Raw genomic sequence first — 20,703 nt, 5'->3', positions numbered from 1 at the left:
CTGCGAGATGTGAGAGCAGCGCCGGTGAGATCGCCGAGACGCTCGCGTATCAGTGAAGCAGGCGCTTGAGCCGACGGCGCACCACGTCGGTCATTCCTCCCCATCCGGGCGCCAGGCGCAGCGCCAGCGCCCCCGCGTGGGTGCGGTACGGCTGCACCAGCAGGACGCCGTAGCGCAGGTTCGGGACCGCGCGGCGGCGCAGCAGGCCCCCGCCGCCGACCGCGTGCGCGGTGACGTCCCGGCTCGAACCGTCACGGTAGTGAACCCGCAGCCGCAGGTCCCAGGTGCCCGAGCCCAGCGCCGACAGGTCCACCGGCAGCTCGCCCGACCAGGTGTCCCGGTCCGCGTCCGGTGTCAGCTCGACCGGCAGGCTCAGCCCGATCCGGCCCTCGTCCCGGTGCGTGAACTCCACGTCCGCCGAGGCCGGACCGGCCTCCGCGAGCCGTCCGTACAGGTCGTGCAGGCGCAGCCGCAGCCGTGCCGCACGCGCCTGGGGACGCAGTTCCGCGTCGACCGCGACGGGCAGCATGTGCGCGGGGCGTTCCAGGTAGTGGTCCAGCGTGACCTGGGGGAGGTCGTCCGACCAGACGGGCGTGCCGTCGGCGTCGCGGGCGTACGGCGGGCGCAACCGGGCCGGGCGGGCGGCGAGTTCCTTGAGGCGGGGCAGGTCGCGGGGCTCTTCGGAGGCGAGCACGACGCGGGCGATCAGCCGGCCCGGGGCGGTCGGGTTGACGGTGAAGTCGCCGGCGTCGAACGTCGACAGGTACGTGCGCGTGAGCTCCCACCAGCCCCGCCGGTAGTCGGCGTCGCGCAGCTCCAACTCGCGGGCGTACATGCGCAGTTCATGGTCGAGGAACTTGGCGTTGGCGGCCCGGGCGAGCTGCTTCTCACCGGCGCCGAGCAGGATCTCGTGGGCCGTGCGGTGCGCCTCGGTGCGGGAGCGCCAGTTCTCGATGTCCGCGCGGTCCAGCGAGATCGACAACTGCTGGGCGCCGCGCCGCACATGCCACACGTACACCGTGTCGGGGATCAGTGCGATGCGCGGTCCGGCGGCCAGCACGCGCGCGGTGAACACGAAGTCCTCGTAGGGGTGACGGCCCTCGGGGAAGCGGATCGTGTGTTCACGAAGGAAGTCGGTTCGGTACAGCTTGTTGACGCACAGCGTGTCGTGGACCAGGCGGGGCCGCTGCGACGGGTGGGGGATCAGCGCGGGCTTCGCGTACAGGTCGCGCTCCCAGGGGACCTCGCGGCCCGAGGGCAGTTCGCGGCGTACGCACAGACCCGCCGCGACCTCCGTGCGCTGGGCCCGCGCCGCTTCGAGCAGCGCGTCCACGGCGCCCGGCGGCAGCACGTCGTCGCTGTCCAGGAACATCACGTACGGGGCGGTGGCCGCGTCGATGCCGTCGTTGCGGGGGCTGCCGCAGCCGCCGCTGTTCTCGGAGCGGCGTATGACCTTCACGCGCGGCTCATCGGCGGCGAGGCGGTCGAGGAGGTCGGCGCTGCCGTCGGTCGAGCGGTCGTCGACGGCGAGCACCTCCCGGACGGCCGGGCCCTGAGCGAGTGCCGAACGCACCGCGTCCGTCACGTGGTCGGCGTCGTTGTAACCGATGACGACGACACAGACCTGCGAGTGGTGAGGTTTCATAGGATCCACGGGCCGAAATCGTAGGGCTTGACAGTAATTTTCCGTTAAGAGGTACTTAGTGGCCGGTCCGGAAGACGACAGGAATTGGGTGGGGGTTCCTTTCCTGCGTGTCGTTTTCCGGCCGATCCACCACGAGCACGGGAAGTCCGGAGTGCCAGAGCCGGGTGAAGGACAGCACCGCCGCGGCCGCCAGCAGACCGTTGCGGATGAGCATGAGCAAACAGCCCGTCCACGTGCTGTCGATGACCTCCCCGTACAGGGCAGGGTAGGCCACGGAGCTGACCGCCGTCGCCACGACGACGAGTGCCGCCACCGGGCGCTGTGTGGTGTGCCGCGAGGTCAGGCACACGGCGGCCAGACCGAGCAGCCACACCATGTACTGGGGGCTGATCACCCGGCTCGTCACCGTGAACATCAGCACGGCGGCGAACGCGGCGTCGTACGGCGTCGCCGCAGTCCAGTGCCGTGCGCGCACCCGCCACAGCAGCAGGAGCGCGAAGGAGACGGCCGTCAGGGCGAGCGAGAGGGTCGCGACGGTCTGGACGTAGGGGCCCACGAACTCCATCGCGCCGTATTGGTAGCGCACGCTGCCCCGCCAGCCCGCGTGGCGTGCGAAGCCGAGCACGGTGCCGCCGAGCGACTCGATCTGCACGCCCCGGCCCCCCTGCTGGCGCAGGAAGTCGAAGGGGTCGCTGAAGGCCGTCGCGAGGACGGCGAGCAGGGTGACCGCCGTGAGCGCTGCCGCCGTCCAGGCCTCCCGGCTCGTACGGCCCCGGGGCGTGCCGATGAGGGCGAGCGCGGGCCAGACCTTCACCAGGGCGCCGAGCGCGGCGAACGCGCCGCCCGTGCGCGGGGAGCGCTTCAGCGCCAGCAGGGAGACGACGGCGAGTGCCGTGACCTGTACGTCGTAGCGGGCGAGCGGGATGTGCAGCAGCAACGGCAGGCCCAGCGTCCACAGTGCCGCGCCGCGCAGGCTGCGGCCGGGTCTGCTGCCCGCGCGCGCCAGGGCCAGCACGATCACGGCGTCCGCGACGAGCGTCAGGGCCACGAAGGCGTGCGGGTACGTCAGGCCCGGCAGCAGCCCGGGCGAGAGCAGTACGGGGCCCGCGCCCGGCGGGTACTGCCACAGCCGGTCGCCCGCCGGATAGGCGCCGTGCGACAGGGTCTCGTACCAGCGGAAGTAGAGGTGACTCACCTCGCGGGAGACCCCGCCGCCGCCCAGCACGGAGAGGTCGTCGTGCGCGAGCAGCCACAGCATCAGGGCGCGGGTCGCCACCCAGGCGGCGGCGAGGGGGAACAGGCGGGATCGGCCTCGGGGGCTCAGGTATGCGCTCATCAACGCCGGATCGTAAGCTCTCGGATGCCTCGCGGGGGCCGATACGTCATCAAGAGCTAACGAAGGTTAGTTAATAGTAAGAATTTGGACATGGGGGTAAGAGTGTTAATGAAACGGTCCGGCGCCGACCGCCAGGAGGCTCCGGAGGCCTCGGCCGAGCGCGTGGCGCGGGTCGTCGCCGTGGGGCTGCCCATGGTCGTCATGCTCACGCTCGGCCTCTGGAGGCTCGACCGCGGGGGCATGTGGCGCGACGAGGCGGCCACCTACCAGGTCGCGCGGCGCTCGGTTCCGCAGATCTGGCATCTGTTGCACCACGTCGACGCGGTGCACGGTCTGTACTACCTCTTCATACATCTCGTCCTCGTCCCCGCCCCCAGCGAGGTCGCCCTGCGTCTGCCCTCGGTCGCCGGCGCCGCCGCGACCGCGGGTCTCGTCGCCGCCCTCGGGATCCGCCTGTGCAACCCTCGCGTCGGCCTCTGGGCGGGACTGCTGTACGCGGTCACCCCCCTGGCCGGGCACTTCGCCCAGGAGGGCCGCTCGTACGCCCTGGTCGCGGCCGGGGCGACGGCGGCGACCCTGCTCCTCGTGAGGGCCCTGCGCGGGGACAGGGGCTGGTGGGCGTACGGCGTGACCGTCGCCGTCACCTGCCTGCTGCACGAGTTCGCCGTACTCCTCCTGCTCGCGCACGGCGCGACCCTGGCGCTGACGCGGATGCCCTGGCGGGTGTGGTGGCGATGGGGTGTCGCGGCGGGGGCCACGCTGCTCGTCCTGTCGCCGCTCGCGCTCGTCTCCCACCGGCAGTCGGCGCAGGTGGCATGGCTGGCGGTGCCGAATCGCAAGAGCGTGGACCACCTGATGCACGCGTTCCTCAGCCAGGCCCAACTGGTGTTCGTGCCCTACGTGTTCCTGATCGCACTCGCCCTGTGGCGCCCGTTCTCGCGACGCGGCGAGGTGACCCTCCCGGCGGTCGCCCTGCCGCTGCTGCTGGTCCCGCCGACGGTCCTGATCGCGGTCTCCCGCTTCCGGCCGCTGTACGACGAGCGGTATGTGCTGTACGCGCTGGCGGGGGCGCCGCTGCTGGCGGCGGCGGGGGCCGAGCGGCTGACCGGATGGGTGTCGCGGCTGCCGAGCGCCGCGGCTCCCCGCCTCGTCGCCCTCGCCGGTGTCCTCGCCATCTCCCTCGTCCTCGCCGTCCAGTTCCCCCTGCTCCGCAAGGACCGCGACCCCGCCCGCCGTCCCGACAACCTGGCCGCCGTCTCCGCCGCCGCCGGTCGTGAACTGCGGCCCGGCGATCCGGTGTTGTACCTGCCGTCGCTCACACGTCGCTCGGCGCTGGCCTATCCGGCCGGCTTCCGCGGGGTGCGCGACGTCGCCCTGAAGACGTCCGCCACAGTGTCCGGGACGCTGTACGGGACGGAAGTGGGCCCGCGCGAACTGCGCAGCCGGCTCGACCGGCTCGACCGGGTGTGGCTGATCTGCGAACCGTTCGTGTTCCGGCCGCACTGGCATCCGGACACCTCGGTCGCGACCGAGGACACCAAACGCGCCGTACTCGCCGGGGAATTCACCCTGCGCGAGCAGATCGTCCGCAGGGGCGTCACCCTTCGCCTGTACGTACGCCACCGCTAGGACCTGTCCGGCGGATCATGCCGGAGACGCGGGGCTTGGCACGCACATCTGTGCTTATGAGGCGCCGTCGCTTCCCTCCGACCTGATCCGCCGGACAGGCCCTAGGAGACGTCCGCGCCGGCCGCGTCCAGGGTCGCGGGGTCGAGTGCCGCCGCGTCCAGCGCCGCCGTGAGCCGGTCGAGCCGGGCCTGCAGCTCCTGGATCTCCTCGAGGTTCGCGCCCGTCGCCGCGGCGATCCGGCGCGGCACGAGCAGCGCACGCTCGCGCAGGGCCGTGCCCTCGTCCGTGAGGTGGACGTGCACGGAGCGCTCGTCCACCGCGCTGCGCTCCCGCCGCACCAGACCGGCCGCCTCCAGCCGCTTGAGCAGCGGGGACAGCGTCCCGGAGTCGAGCCGCAGATGTTCGCCGACCTTCTTCACGGGCAGCTCGCCGTGCTCCCACAGCACCAGCATCACCAGGTACTGGGGGTAGGTGAGCCCGAGGTCCTTGAGGATCACCCGGTAGACGCCCCCGAAGGCGCGCGAGGCGGCGTTCAGGGAGAAGCAGATCTGCTGGTCGAGACGGAGGTAGTCCCCGTCGGACGGGGCCTGGGGGCTCGGGGTCGGCATGGCGGTCATGGCTCCAGGATAGCTCTTGCCCGCCATTAAGTTGTGCGCAATTGAATTGCGTGCTCTAATTGAGGCCGTGAGGCGGTCGGACCGGCTGCCCCGGCAAGACCTTGACTTGAGAGGGATGGTCTCCATGGACGCGCTCTACACCGCTGTCGCCACCGCCACCCACGGCCGCGAGGGCCGCGCCGTCAGCTCCGATGGCAAGCTCGACCTCCAGCTGGCCATCCCGGTGGAGATGGGCGGCAGTGGCCAGGGCACCAACCCCGAGCAGCTGTTCGCCGCCGGCTACGCCGCCTGTTTCGCCAGCGCCCTCGGCCTCGTCGGCCGCGCCGCGAAGGTCGACGTCAGCGAGGCCGCGGTGACCGGTGAGGTCGGCATCGGCAAGCAGGGCGAGGGCTTCGGCCTGGCCGTCACGCTCCGCGTCGAGCTCCCCGACTCCGTGGACGAGGCCACCGGCCGCAAGCTGGTCGAGCAGGCCCACCAGGTCTGCCCGTACTCCAACGCCACCCGCGGCAACATCCCGGTCGAGCTCGTCATCGAGTAGTTCGGGAGAGTTCCGTCGAGGTCGTGAAACGCGCCCTGCGCCCCGTGCCCCTTCAGGGGTGCGGGGAACTGCGCGTCAGGGGTGCGGGGAACTGCGCGTTCGGCCCCCACTGCCCGCGGTCTGCGAACACCTCTTCACGCACGCCCCCACCCGAGCCAGCACCTCGCCGGTCTGAGAACTCCAGGCCACCACCGTCGCCTCCTCCGGCACCCGACGCTCCCGGGTCAGCAACAGCCACCGCACGTGATACCGCCGCACCACCGCGGAGCGCCCGGCGCGCGTCGACGCGGGGTCGAGATAGCCCCGGACGGCCGTGAGCCGCCGTACCCGCTCCCGTTCGTCCAGTCCCGCGTCCGGCCACACGGGCGCGGCCAGGTTCGGGCCGTAGCCCGGGATCAGACGGGCGGCGTAGTACCCGTCGGCGATCACCACCTCGCCGGGCTTGATGTGCCGCGCCGCCCAGTCGTACGAGGGCCAGCGCGGCGGCTGGTCGAAACTCACCGGATCGAGTGAACGCGGTACGACGGCACCGGCCTGCACCGTGAGGAAACCGACGCAGGCGCCGACAGCCGCCACCACGCCCAGCGCCCGCCGCCACACCGGCCACGGCCGCGTCGCCGCCAGTTCGATCGCGAGCGCGAACTGCGGTGCCACGAGCGCGAGTCCCAGGATCCTGCCGTAGCTGTAGTGCCCGCTGACCCAGCCGTACGCCACCGCCAGGCAGTCCAGCGCGAACATCAGCACCAGTGGGTCACGCCAGGAGCGCCGCGCGCGCAGCCACAGTGCCGGTACCCCGATCAGCGCCAGCCAGAAGTGCCCGGGCACCCCCTCGTACAGCCGCCGGTGCATCGCGTCCATGCTGTGGTCCCCGGGCAGCGTGAGGACGTCGAAGTACGGCCAGAGGTGGGCGGTCAGCAGCGCCGTCGCCCCCGTGATCGCCCACCGGGCCGCCACGGCGGCGCGCCATCCCCGCTGCCACCCGGCCACGAACGCCACCGCCCCGAGCGCCGCCGCCGACGCGGTGATCGGATGGACGAGCAGGATCAGCCCGTAGAGGACGCCGAGCCCCTTGTACCCGGACAGGCTCCGCAGCCCGCTCGGGCCGACGTATCGGACCGGGCCGCCGATCCCTCCCGCGAGCGTGCCCGTGAGCGCCCAGGCCCAGAAGGTGAGCCCGATGGCGAACGTCGACGGATAGCCGAGGTTCCCCGTCATCGACATCAGCCCGAGGTAGCCGCTCGACCAGGCCCGCTCGGTACCCCACAGCAGCACCATCGCGAGCAGCGCGCACACCGGGGCCCAGGGGCGGCGGGGCGTCAGGACGCGGACGAAGCGGCCGATCCCCGTCAGCAGCACCAGCAGGTTCAGCGGCACCGAGAGCCGGACCACCTCCCAGCCCGCGAGGCCCGTCAGCCGGGCGAAGGCGCCCTGCGCCACGGTGTACGGCGAGTAGAAGGGGCTGCCCTCGCCCGGCAGGTCCGCCGTCGGATGGGCCGGATGCAGGAGGTTCGTCCGGAGGCGCTCGACGACCGCCGCGTGCTGGCCGAAGTCGCAGCACATCGGCACCCGCCAGGAGGCGAGGCACAGCACCAGCCCGAACAGTCCGCCGAAGACCTGATAGGGCGTGGGGCGCCAGGGGGCGCCGTGCAGCGCGGTCGCGCCGCGGGCGGTCCGCCGGACGAGGAGGTCGCCCTCGGTCTGAGCTGTTCGGGTCATTTGTCGTATATGCCCACCGAAGCCGACGGCTTTGCCGAACTTCACCTCATCGAGCGACTCCGACGTCCATTCCGGCGTCCATCCCGGCGTCCGTTGCGGTGTTCAGCCCCGCGTCCGCCCGAAGAGGGCCCGGCACCGTGTCGAGACCCCGCACCCGCGGCCGTACGACCTGTTCCAGCAGCAGCGGAAGTCCCACCACCGGCAGCACCCACGCCAGCACGATCAGCCGGTCGCCGTGGATGCTGATGTCGGGGTGTGCGGCCTGGTTGAGGACGCCGGTGAGCGCGCCCGCGACCAGGAACACCCCGAAGGCCGGACGCTGCCGCAGCGCGCCCCGGGCCCCGGCCAGCAGGGCCGTCAGGAAGAACGGCTCCCAGAGCTCGCGGCGCAGCCACTCCACCCAGAAGTTGACCTCCAGGTCCAGGAACTCCGGCCACGGGCGGCTGCGGTCGGGCCGGGAGAAATGGGCCGTGAGCAGGTCCTGGAGGGACTCCGACTCGGACGGGTAGCCCAGCACCTTCGCCGCGAGCAGGGTGACGGCCACCCCGCAAGCCGCCACCACCCCCACCTCCCGCAGCGGCCGCGCGAGCCTGCGCAGCGGTTGCCGGACCCCTCCGCGCCGGATGCCGAGCACCGCACACGCGCCCGCCAGGCACAGCCCGAGGAACAGGGCCTGCGAGTGCTTGACGGCGAAGAGCGCGGCCAGGGACCCGCCGACCAGCGCGGTCGCGGCCCGCGTCCGGCCCCCCAGAGCGAGTGCGCAGCCCCACAGCGCGGCCAGCGTCAGGGCCAGCAGCAGGCCCTCGGTCATGGGCCGCATGGCGGTCGTGCCGCACGGCAGGACGTAGAAGAGGGCCTGTCCGGTCAGCGCCGCGACGGCGGGGGCGCGCAGGGTGCGCAGCACCAGGAAGGCGAATACGCCCCCGGTGACCGTGATGAGGACACTCGACGTCCACAGGCCCCACTTCACACCGAGGACGGTGATGAAGGGGACCAGGAAGACCGGGTAGCCGGGGCGCGCCTCGAAGATCCGCATGAAGCGCGGCGGCATGAACGGCACGGTGTGGCCCGCCGTCTGACCGGCGCTCAGCCGCTTCGAGACCCACCCCCACTGGTCGCGTCGGCACTCCTCGACGACCTGCCCGGCCGGGCTCGGCTCGCGGAAGTGGACGACGTTGACGCTCTGGTCACGGCGCGCGATGGACGCCCGGCCGGCGCAGGCGTAGTCGATGGTGGCCGCGGCCGCCTCGTGCTTGCTCGCGCCGCGCAGACTCAGGGCGTACGACAGGTAGTTCTTGGTGTCGGGGGTGTCGCGGCCGGTGACGTTCGCGAGCTGGAGCACGGCGAACACGGCGGCCAGGACGATCACCCAGAACCGGGGCGGTCGCGGCTTCACGAACGGGCCGAGGACGGTCATGAGGGCGCTCACGACGGCGTGAGGACGTCGTGTCCCGCCTGCGCGGGCACCACCGCCACCGACACCGGGTGCTCGAGGCGCTCGCCGAGCATCAGCGTCCGTACCACCCGCTCGGCCGCCCGCCCGTCGTCGAACGCGCAGAACCGCTCCCGGAACCCGGCCCGCAGCCGTGCCGACTCCTCGTCCCGCCAGGACCCGGACGCGAACATCCACGCCAACTCGCGGTAGGAGCCGGCCACATGGCCCGGCGCGTCGGCCGTGATGTCGAAATATGCGCCCCGGCTCGCGGCGTACGCGCCCCAGTCGTCCGCGTGGATCACGATCGGCCGGTCCAGGTTGGCGTAGTCGAACATCAGGGCCGAGTAGTCCGTGATCAGCACGTCGGAGGCGAGCATGAGGTCCTCGACGTGCGGCTCGTCGGTCGCGTCGAGCACGACCCCGCGCCGGTGCAGCTCGGACAGGCCCCTCCCGCGCGAGGGGCCGTCCGTGAGCGAGGGGTGCAGCCGTACGAGGAGGGTGTGGCCCTCGCCGAGGTCGTCGGCGAACCGGGCGAGGTCGATCCGGTCGACGAGCCCGCCGCGGACGTAGTCGCGGCGCGTCGGCGCGTACAGCACCACCCGGTGGCCGGCCGGGATGCCGAGGCGGGCGCGGACCGCCGCACCGTCCTCGGGCCGGGCCCGTACGAGGACGTCGTTGCGGGGGCTGCCGGTGCGCAGCGAGGTGAAGTGGCAGGGGTAGGCGCGGTCCCAGACCAGTTCGGAGTGGCGGTTGGCGACCAGGCTGTAGTCCCAGCGGTCGGCACGGCGCAGCATCTGCGGCACGTCGAAGCCGTGCCGGGCGCCGGGCTTGTCGCGCAGGTCGGCTCCCATGTACTTCAGCGGGGTGCCCTGGTGGGTGTGCACATGCACGCTGCCCGCGCGCTTGACCAGGGTGCCGGGCCAGTTGACGTTGTTGATCAGATAAGTGGCGCGGGCGGTGACCCGGCGGTAGCCGAGCGAGTCCGGCAGGACGTACTCGACGCCGGGCGGCAGCAGCGGCACCTGGTCCTCGCGCACCACCCACACCCCCCGGACGTGCGGGGCGAGTTCGCGCGCCGCGTGATAGATCGCGCCCGGGTCGCCGAGCACCCCGCGGTGCGAGAACGCCGAGTACACCGCGAGGTCCGGGTCCAACGACCGGTGCTCGTACGCCGCGGACCAGCCGCTCTTGACCCGGGTGGCCGCCGCCCTGCGCACCTGGAGCCCGCGCCGCCCGAGTTCCGCGCCGAGCCGGCCGGACTGGCGCCGGACGAGGTAGGTCGCGTAACCGCCCTGAAGGACGCGCAGTTCGCGCGGCACCGGGCCGCCGCCCTTGTGCTTGCGGAAGAGGGCGGCCGTACGCCGGAAGAACTCGCCCTTGTCGGACGCGGGCAGCCGGTCCGGCTTGGCGAGGATGTCCAGACAGTGCTCGCCCATCTTGCGGTGCAGGAACGGGCGCCAGCTCGACAGCTGCGGGCGGGAGTCGACGAAGGCGAAGACCCGCTCGTACTGGTCGTGGATGTCGAAGTGCTTGCGGCTGGTGGTGGACAGGATGTTGCCCTGACGGCGCTGCCGGTAGTTCAGGCAGATCCGGTCCAGGGTGGCGATCCGCTCCGCGCTGAGCAGGACCGGGAAGGTCCAGGGGGTGTCCTCGTAGTAGCCGGGCGGGAAGGTGAAGCCCTCCCGCTCGACGAACGCGCGGCGGTAGACCTTGTTCCACACGACCATCAACAGGTCGAGGATCTCCGGGTGTTCGGCGGCCGTGAAGCAGCCGTCGCCGCCCTCGGCCAGCACCTGCGCGAGGACGTTGCGGCGCGTACCGCCCCACCAGTAGGTGCGCGCGTAGTCGAAGACCAGCACATCGGGGTCGGCCGTCTCGTCGAGGCGGTCGGCCATGGCGCGCAGGGCGCCCGGCGTGAGGGAGTCGTCGCTGTCGAGGAAGAAGAGGAAGTCCCCCGTCGCGTACGGCATTCCGGCGTTGCGGGCGCGGCCGAGGCCCACGTTCTGCGGCAGGTGCAGCACTCGCAGGCGCGGTTCGCGGGCGGCGTACTCGTCGAGGATCGCGCCGCAGCCGTCCGGCGAGCAGTCGTCGACCGCGATCACCTCGATGTCGGTGTACGACTGGTCCAGGACCGAGTCGAGGCACTCGCGCAGAAAGCCCTGCACCTTGAAGACGGGGACGATGACGCTGAAGCGGGGCACGTCAGCTCCTTACGAGGGTGGACGCGGCGGGGGCCGGAAGGCGCTCGGCGAGGGGGATCACCGGGGGGATCGCCTCGGGCGGCCGGCCCAGCAGCACCCTGCGGACGACTCGCTCGGCGGCCTGCCCGTCGTCGAACTGGCAGAAGCGCTCACGGAACGCGGCCCGCAGGGCCCGCGAGGAGTCGTCCGCGTAGGAGCGGTCACGGAAGGCCCCCGCGAGCTCCCCCGGGGTGCGCACCACCGGGCCCGGCGGTGCCTCCATCAGGTCGAAGTAGACGCCCCGCGTCTCCCGGTAGACCTCCCAGTCGTCCGCGTACACGACGATCGGGCGGTCGAGGTTGGCGTAGTCGAACATGATCGACGAGTAGTCCGTGATCAGCGCGTCGGCGGCCAGACAGACGTCCTCCGAGGACCGGTGCCGGGTCACGTCGATGATCCGGCCGCTGCTTCTGCCCCTGCCCTCGTCGTAGAAGTAGTGGGCGCGCAGGAGCACGACGAACTCGTCGCCGATCTCCTCGCAGAAGGCCTCCAGGTCGAGCCGGGACTCGAAGCCGGTGCTGTAGTCGCGGTGCGTGGGCGCGTAGAGGAGGGCGGTCCTGCCCTCGGGGACGCCCAGTCGGGCGCGGACGCGGGCCACGTCCTCGGCGGTCGACGTGTAGTAGACGTCGTTGCGCGGATAGCCGTACTCCAGGGCCTCGTACGTGCCGGGGAAGGCCCGCTCCCACATCTGGGTGGAGTGCCGGTTGGAGGAGAGGTTGTAGTCCCAGCGGTCCATCCGGGCCAGCAGCTTGGTGAAGCTGCCGGTCGCGGCGGCCACGATCGGATACGTCGACTGGTCGACGCCCATCGTCTTCAGCGGTGTGCCGTGCTGGGTCTGCAGGTGCACGCTGCCGGGCCGCTTGACGACACCGTCCGCGAAATTGGCGTTGTTGACCAGGTACTTGGCACGGGCCAGCACCTCCCAGGCGCGCGGGCTGCCGATCACCGCGTACTCCAGACCGTCCGGGACCTGGTCCACCGCGTCGGCCTCGACCAGGAACACCGAGCGCAGATGCGGGGCGAGTTCGAGGGCCTTGGCATGGATCGCGGCCGGGCTGCAGGCGTAACCGCGGCCCCAGTAGGCGCAGTACACGACGAGGTTCTCGTCGAGGGGGAGGCGCAGTTGCACGGCGTACCGTGCGCGGGCGCTCAGCCGTCGGGGACGTGGCAGCTTCCCCCAGGCTCCCGACTTCGCTCGACCAGGGGGGACCCCCATCCCCGCCCTCGTCATCCGCCGGCTGACGCCGCGCAGCGCGCGGAACGCGCTGTACGCGCCGGCCGCCAGGAGCCGGTACTGCACCCCGATGCGGCCCGGCGGCGGCCGGAACCCGGCGGGCCGGTGGCGCCGGTAGAGGCGGCCCGCACGCCGGAAGAAGGCCCGGCGCCGGTGCAGCGGAAGCCGCTTGGGATGGGCGGCCGACTTCAGAACCGCCGCGAAGAGGTCGCCGAACAGCGCCCGCGACCGCTCCACGGACAGCTCCTCCTCGGCCGCCCGGCTCAGCACCAGGTCGATCTGGTCGAGGAGCTGGAACTGGTGCTCGCCCGGCGTGTTCAAGCGGCTGCCCTGCCGCCGCGGCCGGTGCCGTACGACGACCTGGCGCAGCACCGCCAGCCGCCCGGCGGCGACCGTCACCAGGCCGCCCCAGCCGAGATCCGTGAAGTGCCCCGGGGGAAAGGCGAGGCGCCGCTCCCGCAGGAACGCCCGGCGGTAGGCCGCGCTCCACGCCGGAAGGCCCGCCCCGGTCAGCCGCGGCGCCCGGTCCGGGGTGAACACCCCCTCCGGGGTCTTCGGGAGCGGCGGTGTGCTGGTCTCGACGTCCCACCAGTGGACGCGTTCGTGCCCGAAGTAGAGGACGTCCACCTCCTCGCGCCCCTCCTGGAGTCTGTGGTCCAGGGCGGCCAGCGCGCCCGGCACCAGGACGTCGTCGCCGTCGAGGAAGAGCAGATACGTGCCGCCCGCCGCCCCGGTCCCGGTGTTGCGCGCCCCGCTCAGTCCGTCCGCGGGCGGTGAGTGCACCGGGGCGACCCGGGAGTCCCGCGCGGCGTACCCGGCGGCGACCTCGCCCGCCGGGGAGTCCGGCCCGTCGCAGACCGGGATCAGCTCGAAGTCGCCGAAGGACTGGTCGAGGACCGAGTCCAGTGCGAGGGCCAGGCGCCCGGCGACTCCATGAGTGGGGACGATGATGCTGAAGCGGGGCATTCTGCTCTTTCTCTGCTTACTTCACTGGGCTTGCTTCTCTGGTTGCTTCTTGGGCTACTGCTGGGGTGCCGGTGGGTGTCAGCGCCCGGGCCGCCCGGCGGGGCGCCAGGTGACGGGTCTCGTCGGTGTGGGCCGGGAGGGGCTGGAGGGCATGCCTGCTCCGGTTCAGAGGGTCTCGGCGACGGTGACGGGGGTGGCGGGCGCGGGCACGGTGGCCAGGGGAGTCCGGGTGCGGGCGGCGGCCGACGGGACCGGGTGGCGCTGCGCGGGCGACAGCACCCGCGGCAGCCCGCCGCTCTCGCCCAGCACGACATGGCGTACGACCCGCTCGGCGGCGCGCCCGTCCTCGTACGGGCAGAACCGCTCGCGGAACGCGGTCCGCAGCTGGGTCGAACGGGAGCCGCGCCAGTGGCCGGTCGCGAAGATGTCGATCAGCTCGTCCTCGCTGCGCGCGACCGCGCCCGGCGGGAAGTCCCGCAGGTCGAAATAGGTGCCCCGGGAGGCCTGGTACGCCTCCCAGTCGTCCGCGTGGATCACGATCGGCCGGTCCAGGACCGCGTAGTCGAACATCAGGGAGGAGTAGTCGGTGACCAGCGCGTCCGAGGCCAGGCAGAGGTTCTCGATGCTCGGGTGGTCGGAGACGTCGATGAGCCGGGCCCCGGAGCGGGTGCTCAGCGCGGCGGCGTACGAGTGGTGGGCGCGGGTCAGGACGACGAACCGGGGGCCGAGCCGGCGCAGGACGCGCTCCAGGTCGAGGGCGAGGCGCTGGGTGCGGCGGTAGTCGCGGTAGGTCGGCGCGTACAGGACGGCGACCGTGCCCTCGGGGATGCCGAGGGACTGGCGCAGCCGGGTGACGTCCGTCGAGGTCGCCCGCTGGAACACGTCGTTGCGGGGGAGGCCGTACTCCAGCGTCGTGTACGAGGCGGGGAAGACGCGCTCCCAGATCAGGGTGGAGTGGCGGTTGCCCGACAGGCAGTAGTCCCACTTGTCGGCGCTGCGCAGCAGCTCGGCGAAGTCGGTGTCACGTGCGGCCGCCGGGCGGTCCTGGAGATCGAGGCCCATGTACTTGAGCGGGGTGCCGTGCTGGGTCTGGATCATGATCTGGCCGGGGCGCTTGACCAGTCGGCGGTCGAAGTTGACGTTGTTGACGAGGTACTTGGAGCGGGCGAGCGCCGTCCAGTACGCCGTCGTACCGGGCCGCAGGCGGCGCGTCGAGGCCGGGATCGTGTGGTGGTGCTCGGGGTGCGCGATCCACGCCGTACGGATGTGCGGGGCGAGCTCGCGGAACGCGGACTCCAGGGCGCCCGGGTTGCAGCCGTGGCCGCGCCCCCAGTAGCTGGAGAAGACGGCTCGGTCGGCGCGCAGCGGCAGGCGGAGCTGGACGCGGTAGTGGAACTGGAGGGCGCCGCCGCGGACCTTGCGCAGCAGTCCCTTGACGCCGCGCAGGACCTTCTTGTGGGTACTCGTGGCCAGGCCGAGCAGGCGGTACGTGCGGTGGTTGCCGAGCCGGACCAGGGCGTGCCGCAGGCGGGTGCGGGGGCGGACGGGGGCGCCCGGGGCGCGGTAACGGCGGTAGTGGGTGCGGGCCTTGCGCAGGAACTCGGCGCGGGTGCCGCGCGGCAGCCGCCCCCGCTTGGTGAACACCGTGGAGAGGTGGTCGACCATGCGGCGGAACAGGACCGGACGCCAGCGTGCCAGCTCCGGGTGCGCGTCGAGATGCGCGAAGACACGGTCGTACTGCTCGAAGATGTCGAAGTGCCCCCGGCTGCTGGTGCCGAGGATGTTGCCCTGTCGGCGCTGGCGGTAGTGCACACAGACCCGGTCGAGGGTGGCGATCGTCTCGGCGGAGATCAGCGCCGGGTAGGTCCAGGGGGTGTCCTCGTAGTAGCCGGGCGGGAAGGACAGGCCCTCGCGCTCGACGAACTCCCTTCGGTACGCCTTGTTCCACACCACCATCAGGACCCTGAGCAGCCCCGGCCGGTCGTCGAGCCGGAAGGGCGCGGGGCCTCGCTCGCTGAGCTGCTCGGCGAAGTGGTTGCGGACGATGTCCCCGTTCCAGTAGGTGCGCGCGTAGTCGTAGACCAGGACGTCCGGTTCGGCGGTCTCCTTCAGCCGGTCGGCGATCGCGCGCAGGGAGTCCGGGGTGAGGGTGTCGTCGCCGTCGAGGAAGACCAGGTAGTCGCCGGTGGCGTGTTCGAGCCCCGCGTTGCGGGCGCGGCCGAGGCCCACGTTCCCCGGCAGGCGGACCGGGCGGACCCGGGAGTCGCGGGCGGCGAACTCGTCGATGATCGCGCCGCAGGCGTCGGGCGAGCAGTCGTCGACGGCGATCAGTTCGAGGTCCGGATAGGACTGCTCCAGCACGGATTCGAGGCATTCGTGCAGGTACGCCTGAACCTTGTACGCGGGGACGATGACACTGAACCTGGGCAAGGGACATCCATGGGTCGGCGCGGGCATACTGCCCGGCAACGGCCGAAGGAGTGACTTGGTTACGCCAGATGTGGCATACGGGGGATTCCGGGTGAACGCCGAGGGGCGAGCCGGTGTCCGGCTCGCCCCTGATGTGGTTATTTGTCCGGCTACTTCACCGCGCCCGCCATCACCCCGGACACGAACTGACGTTGGAACGCGAAGAACACGGCCAGCGGGATGACCATCGAGATGAAGGCGCCGGGCGCCAGCACGTCGATGTTGTTGCCGAACTGGCGTACCTGCGTCTGGAGTGCGACCGTGATCGGCTGGCTGCCCGCGTCGGAGAACACCAGCGCGACCAGCATGTCGTTCCACACCCACAGGAACTGGAAGATGCCGAGCGAGGCGATCGCGGGACCGCCGAGCGGCATCACGACCCGCAGGAACAGGCGCAGTTCACCCGCGCCGTCGAGCCGGGCCGCCTCCAGCAGCTCCCGGGGGATCTCCGCGAAGAAGTTCCGCAGCAGGAACACCGCGAAGGGCAGACCGAAGCCCACATGGAAGAGGATCACCCCGAAGATCGTGCCGAAGATGCCGATCTTGCCGAAGAGTTCGGCGATCGGGATCAGCGCCACCTGCACGGGGACGACCAGCAGACCGACCACCGCCAGGAACCACCAGTCGCGGCCCGGGAACTCCATCCAGGCGAAGGCATAGCCCGCGAGCGCGCCGATGACGACGACGAGGACGGTCGCCGGGACGGTGATCAGCACCGTGTTCCCCAGCGAACCGGTGATGTCACTGTTCTCCAGGAGCTTCTGGTAACTGTCCACGGTGAGCTGGGAGGGCTCGCTGAAGACCTTCCACCAGCCGGACGCGCTCATGTCCTCCGGTGTGCGCAGCGAGGACAGCAGCAGCCCGACCGTCGGCACCAGCCAGAACAGGCCGACGAGCAGGAGGAAGACCCGGACGATCCCGCCGCTGACACCGCTCGCGAGCCGGGAGCCGAGCGACTGCCTGGCCTTGACGCCGGTGAGGGGCGCGGTCTTCGTCGGACCGCCGACCTGGGTGGTCATCGCCGTACCTCCCGTCGCAGTCGACGCACGTTGAACCACACCACCGGGATCACGAGCAGCAGCAGGAACACGGCGATCGCGCTCGCGATGCCCGGCTGGTCCTCGGAGAAGCCCTTCCGGTACAGCTCCAGGGCCAGCACGTTCGCGTCGTCCTGGGACGAGCCCGGCGGGATGATGAAGACCAGGTCGAAGACCTTCAGCACGTTGATCATCAGCGTGACCAGGACGACGGCGAGGACGGGCGCGAGCAGTGGAACGGTGACCCTTCGGAACACCTGCCACTCATTCGCCCCGTCCACCCGCGCCGCTTCGAGGAGTTCACGCGGCACACCGGCGAGCCCCGCCGCGATGAGCACCATGGCGAAGCCGGCCCACATCCAGACGTACGCTCCGATCACGGCCGGGGTGACGAGCGACGGGCCGAGCCAGTCGACGCCGTTGTACGGCTCGCGGAAGTTGCTCGCCGGGAGCCGGAGCCGAGCCCCGTCGGCCTTGTCGGAGAGCGTGAAGGTGCCGTCGCCCCGCACCTTCGCCGAATCGACGACCTTGCCGTCCTTCACCGCCTCGATCTTCATCCCCACATAGCCGAGTTCGCCCGGGTCGACCTGGCCGAGCCTGCCGACGCCCTTGCCCCGGGTGAAGTCCTGCCAGGCGGTGCCGGTGACCTTGCCGGGCTCGGACGGTGCCTGTACGGCCTTCTTCGCGCCGCTCGGCATCTTGTCCGGGGCGACCCCGACGAGCGGAAGGGTGACGGACTGCCCGGCGTGCACGGCCTGTTGGGTGAGGAACCCGCCCTTCTCCGGCCGGAGCGGCGACTGCCGTCCCGGGTGGGCGTTCGGGAACGCCGACGACTCGGCGAAGGTGTCGTGCACCCCCACCCAGACCGCGTTCGCGACCCCCTTGTTCGGGTCCTGGTCGTACACCAGCCGGAAGATGATCCCCGCGGCGAGCATCGAGATCGCCATCGGCATGAAGACGACCAGCTTGAACGCCGTGCCCCAGCGGACCCGTTCGGTGAGGACCGCGAAGACGAGACCGAGCGCGGTCGCGACGGTGGGCGCGAACACGACCCAGATGACGTTGTTCTTGAGGGCGGTACGGATGCCGTCGTCGGTGAACAGCGCCTTGTAGTTGTCGACCCCGGCGAAACCGTCGCCGGACTGGTTGACGAAGCTGCGGATCAGCGAGTACCCGATCGGGTAGACCACGAGCGCGCCGAGCAGCACGAGACAGGGCAGCAGGAACAGCACCGCCACGGTCCTGCGCGTGCCGGTCACGCTCTTGCGCGTTCGGGCCGGAGGAGCCGGTGCGGTTCCTCCGGCCGTTGCCGACGTCATCGCCGGATCAGCTTCCGCTGCCGTACGCCGCCGCCGCGTCCTTCTCCAGCGTCGCCTGGGTGCCGGCGACGTCGGTCGGGTTCTTCAGGAAGTCCTGGAGGTCCTTCCACTCACCCTTGCCGGGCGTGCCGCCGAAGGCCTGCGGGGCCTGGTCGGACATGTCGAAGCGGAAGTCGTCGCCCGACGCGATCAGGGACTTGGCGATCTTCTGCTGCACCGCGTTCGGGTACGCCGAGTTCGGCACGTTCTTGTTGGGGGAGAGGTAGCCGCCCAGCTTGGCCTGGATCGTCGCCGCGTCCGGGGAGGCCAGGAAGGTGGCCAGTGCCTGCGCCGCCTTGGAGTCCTTCAGGATGACGGCCGCGTCGCCGCCGGACACCACGGGCGCCGCGCTGCCCACGGCCGGGAACGGGAACACCTTCGCGTCCGTGCCCACCTTGGCCTTGGTCTCGCCGATGTTGACCTGTGCGAAGTCACCCTCGAAGACCATGCCCGCCTTGGGCTGGTCGCCGCCGGTGAAGGTCTGGGTGACGGAGCCCGGGAACTCCGTCTGCAGGGCGCCGTTCGCGCCGCCCGCGACGTAGTTCTTCTTGCCCCAGATCCCGGCGAGGGTGGTGAGGGCCTGCTTGACGGACGGATCCGTCCACTTGATCTTGTGCTGGCTCAGCTGGTCGTACTTCTCCGGGCCCGCCTGGGAGAGATACACGTTCTCGAACCAGTCGGTGAGGGTCCAGCCGTCGGCGCCGCCGACGGAGAACGGAGTGACACCGGAGTCGTAGACCGTCTGCGCGGTGGTCAGCAGCTCCTGCCAGGTCTTGGGCTCCTTCGCGCCCGCGTTCTCGAAGACCTTGGCGTTGTACCAGATCAGCGACTTGTTGGCGGCCTTGTAGTACACGCCGTACTGCTTGCCGCCCACCTTGCCGATGTCCTGCCAGCCCTGCGAGTAGTTCTTGGCGAGTTCGGCCAGGGCCTCGGGACCGAGGGGTTTGGCCCACTTCTTGTCGACGGCCTGTTTGATGGCGCCGGGCTGCGGGAGCAGCGCGACGTCCGGCGGCTGGCCGCCCGCGATCTTCGAACCGAGGAAGTTGATGATCGGGTCCTGGGCCGCCACGAAGGTCACCTTCGCGCCGGTGCGCTTCTCGAACTCCGCTAGGACCGTCTTGAAGTTCTTCTGCTCCTCGCCGGTCCAGACGGCGGCGACTTCCAGGCTCTCGCCGTCGAGTTTGGGGAGGGTGACGGTGTCGCCGCTCGCACTGGCACTGCTCGTACCGCCGTTTTCCTTCTTGTCCTTGCTGCCACCGCCACACGCGGTGAGGGCGAGCGCGACGACGACGGCGGCTGCTGCGGCCTGTGCGGCCCTGGGTGACCTGCGGTTCTGTGCGGCTCTGCGTGACCTGTGCGTCGAGTGGTTGGGCGACCTGTGTGTACGAAGAGCTCTGTGCATCACTGCCCCGTTCTCGTTCTTCGTCGAACGTCCGGCGCTGTCCCGTGCGCTCTGGTCTACGCCTGGGGCATCGAGGGCGGCAAGAGCGCCTGCGCTGTCAAGTGGGTGATCGTGATTGGGTCGTGACGTGGGCGGCTGTGCGAACGCGGTGCGGACTCTGTGCGGCGGAGGCGCTCCGGCGGTGGAATGGGCGCACGGAGGACTCGAACGCCGGGTGATGGCGGGTCAGTCGGGCGGCGTGGGGTGGACGGTGCCGGTGTGGGCCGAGCCGTCGAGAGGGCTACCGGCGGTGTGAGTGCCCGCGGTGAAGGCGCCGTCGGTGAGGACGGGCACGGTCGTACTCGCGTCCACCTCGACCGCGATCGCCACGTCGTCGGCGAAGCCGCTTTGGGCCAGTTCCAGGGCGGAGGAACAGGCGGCCACGGCGCCGGCCGCGTCGGGGGTCCCGGTGTAGGCGGTCCCTGCGGCGGCGGCCTCGGGCGACAGCGGTCCGGCGCAGCCCGTCGCCCGGAGTGCGGCGATGACCGCTCCTGCTCCCATCAGGTCCTCCAGCCCGGGCCGCAGGCTGCCGTCCGGCCGGCGCTCGCCCGCGGCGATCACGGCGAGTGGCCGTTCGAGGGTCCCGTAGCCATGGAGCGCCAGCCATCGGCCGACGGCCGACGCGTTGCGCAGACAGCCCGCGACCACGGTCGATCCGGCCGCCGCCGCGGCGATGGCGGATCCGTTGGGCGAGGGGAGGACGAGCCGGGGGGTGAACGGGGCCCGACGCAGCGCGGCGGGGGACAGCGACCAGGGAGAGGCCGGGGTGACCGCCCGCCGTCCGACGGCCAGTTTCGCGGCGTTGTCCCGGGCGAAGACGGGCGCCGTCTCGTCCCGCCAGGCATAGGGGTGGACCCGGGTCCCCGCCTCGACGGCGACGTTCACGGAGGTGGTGAACGACAACACGTCCACCACCACGAGACACCCGACCCCGCCCGCGACCTGCTCCGCCCCACCGGCCTCCCACTCGAACCGGACCCCGTACGCCTGCTGCAGATACCAGTCACTCACGTCACTCATGACGGCCGAGTGTGGCGTACGG

At 71.5% G+C, this 20,703-nt stretch carries 14 protein-coding genes; 2 read left to right on the top strand and 12 right to left on the bottom strand.

What is annotated here, in order from left to right:
• Positions 1-49: 49 nt before the first annotated feature.
• Positions 50-1,645: a glycosyltransferase gene (locus ACFZDJ_RS07465; RefSeq protein WP_390928601.1), complete on the bottom strand. Its 1,596-nt coding sequence runs from the start codon at positions 1,643-1,645 to the stop codon at positions 50-52.
• 55 nt (positions 1,646-1,700) lie between these two features.
• Positions 1,701-2,981, bottom strand: coding sequence for a glycosyltransferase 87 family protein (locus ACFZDJ_RS07460; protein WP_391056740.1), 1,281 nt, complete (start codon positions 2,979-2,981; stop codon positions 1,701-1,703).
• Between the two features lie 108 nt (positions 2,982-3,089).
• Between ACFZDJ_RS07460 and ACFZDJ_RS07455 the strand changes: the two genes are divergently transcribed.
• Positions 3,090-4,610 carry a glycosyltransferase family 39 protein gene (locus ACFZDJ_RS07455; RefSeq protein WP_391056738.1) on the top strand — a complete coding sequence of 507 codons (1,521 nt, stop codon included), beginning with the start codon at positions 3,090-3,092 and terminating at the stop codon, positions 4,608-4,610.
• Positions 4,611-4,711: 101 nt separating this feature from the next.
• Here the strand turns inward: ACFZDJ_RS07455 and ACFZDJ_RS07450 are convergent, their stop codons facing one another.
• Positions 4,712-5,227: a MarR family winged helix-turn-helix transcriptional regulator gene (locus tag ACFZDJ_RS07450; protein WP_384910804.1), complete on the bottom strand. Its 516-nt coding sequence runs from the start codon at positions 5,225-5,227 to the stop codon at positions 4,712-4,714.
• A gap of 124 nt (positions 5,228-5,351) precedes the next feature.
• Between ACFZDJ_RS07450 and ACFZDJ_RS07445 the strand changes: the two genes are divergently transcribed.
• Positions 5,352-5,765: an organic hydroperoxide resistance protein gene (locus tag ACFZDJ_RS07445; protein WP_054229732.1), complete on the top strand. Its 414-nt coding sequence runs from the start codon at positions 5,352-5,354 to the stop codon at positions 5,763-5,765.
• A 75-nt stretch (positions 5,766-5,840) separates the two neighbouring features.
• Here the strand turns inward: ACFZDJ_RS07445 and ACFZDJ_RS07440 are convergent, their stop codons facing one another.
• From ACFZDJ_RS07440 to ACFZDJ_RS07400, 9 genes are all read right to left on the bottom strand, one after another.
• Positions 5,841-7,481 (bottom strand): hypothetical protein, encoded by a 1,641-nt coding sequence (locus ACFZDJ_RS07440; RefSeq protein WP_391056735.1) that lies wholly within the window; start codon positions 7,479-7,481, stop codon positions 5,841-5,843.
• Positions 7,482-7,527: 46 nt separating this feature from the next.
• Positions 7,528-8,898 (bottom strand): hypothetical protein, encoded by a 1,371-nt coding sequence (locus ACFZDJ_RS07435; RefSeq protein ID WP_391056910.1) that lies wholly within the window; start codon positions 8,896-8,898, stop codon positions 7,528-7,530.
• 8 nt (positions 8,899-8,906) lie between these two features.
• On the bottom strand, positions 8,907-11,117 hold the full coding sequence (locus tag ACFZDJ_RS07430; protein ID WP_391056732.1) for a CDP-glycerol glycerophosphotransferase family protein: 2,211 nt from the start codon (positions 11,115-11,117) through the stop codon (positions 8,907-8,909).
• A gap of 1 nt (position 11,118) precedes the next feature.
• The gene (locus ACFZDJ_RS07425; protein ID WP_391056729.1) at positions 11,119-13,356 is read right to left on the bottom strand and encodes a CDP-glycerol glycerophosphotransferase family protein; all 2,238 of its coding nucleotides are present in this window, start codon (positions 13,354-13,356) and stop codon (positions 11,119-11,121) included.
• A gap of 165 nt (positions 13,357-13,521) precedes the next feature.
• The gene (locus ACFZDJ_RS07420) at positions 13,522-15,786 is read right to left on the bottom strand and encodes a CDP-glycerol glycerophosphotransferase family protein (protein ID WP_390926767.1); all 2,265 of its coding nucleotides are present in this window, start codon (positions 15,784-15,786) and stop codon (positions 13,522-13,524) included.
• 149 nt (positions 15,787-15,935) lie between these two features.
• Positions 15,936-16,844, bottom strand: a complete 909-nt coding sequence (locus ACFZDJ_RS07415) for an ABC transporter permease subunit (RefSeq protein ID WP_391056726.1) — start codon at positions 16,842-16,844, stop codon at positions 15,936-15,938.
• Positions 16,841-18,181 carry a carbohydrate ABC transporter permease gene (locus tag ACFZDJ_RS07410; protein WP_384910823.1) on the bottom strand — a complete coding sequence of 447 codons (1,341 nt, stop codon included), beginning with the start codon at positions 18,179-18,181 and terminating at the stop codon, positions 16,841-16,843. The genes ACFZDJ_RS07415 and ACFZDJ_RS07410 overlap by 4 nt, the downstream gene beginning before the upstream one ends.
• A gap of 7 nt (positions 18,182-18,188) precedes the next feature.
• A complete protein-coding gene (locus tag ACFZDJ_RS07405) occupies positions 18,189-19,622 on the bottom strand; it encodes an extracellular solute-binding protein (protein WP_391056724.1) in 1,434 nt (477 codons plus the stop codon).
• A 225-nt stretch (positions 19,623-19,847) separates the two neighbouring features.
• On the bottom strand, positions 19,848-20,681 hold the full coding sequence (locus ACFZDJ_RS07400) for a 2-phosphosulfolactate phosphatase (RefSeq protein WP_391056722.1): 834 nt from the start codon (positions 20,679-20,681) through the stop codon (positions 19,848-19,850).
• Between the last annotated feature and the right edge of the window lie 22 nt (positions 20,682-20,703).

The sequence above is a fragment of the Streptomyces sp. NPDC007896 genome, from assembly GCF_042959425.1.
Classification (GTDB): Bacteria; Actinomycetota; Actinomycetes; order Streptomycetales; family Streptomycetaceae; genus Streptomyces.
This window is presented reverse-complemented; position numbering and strand designations above follow the sequence as displayed.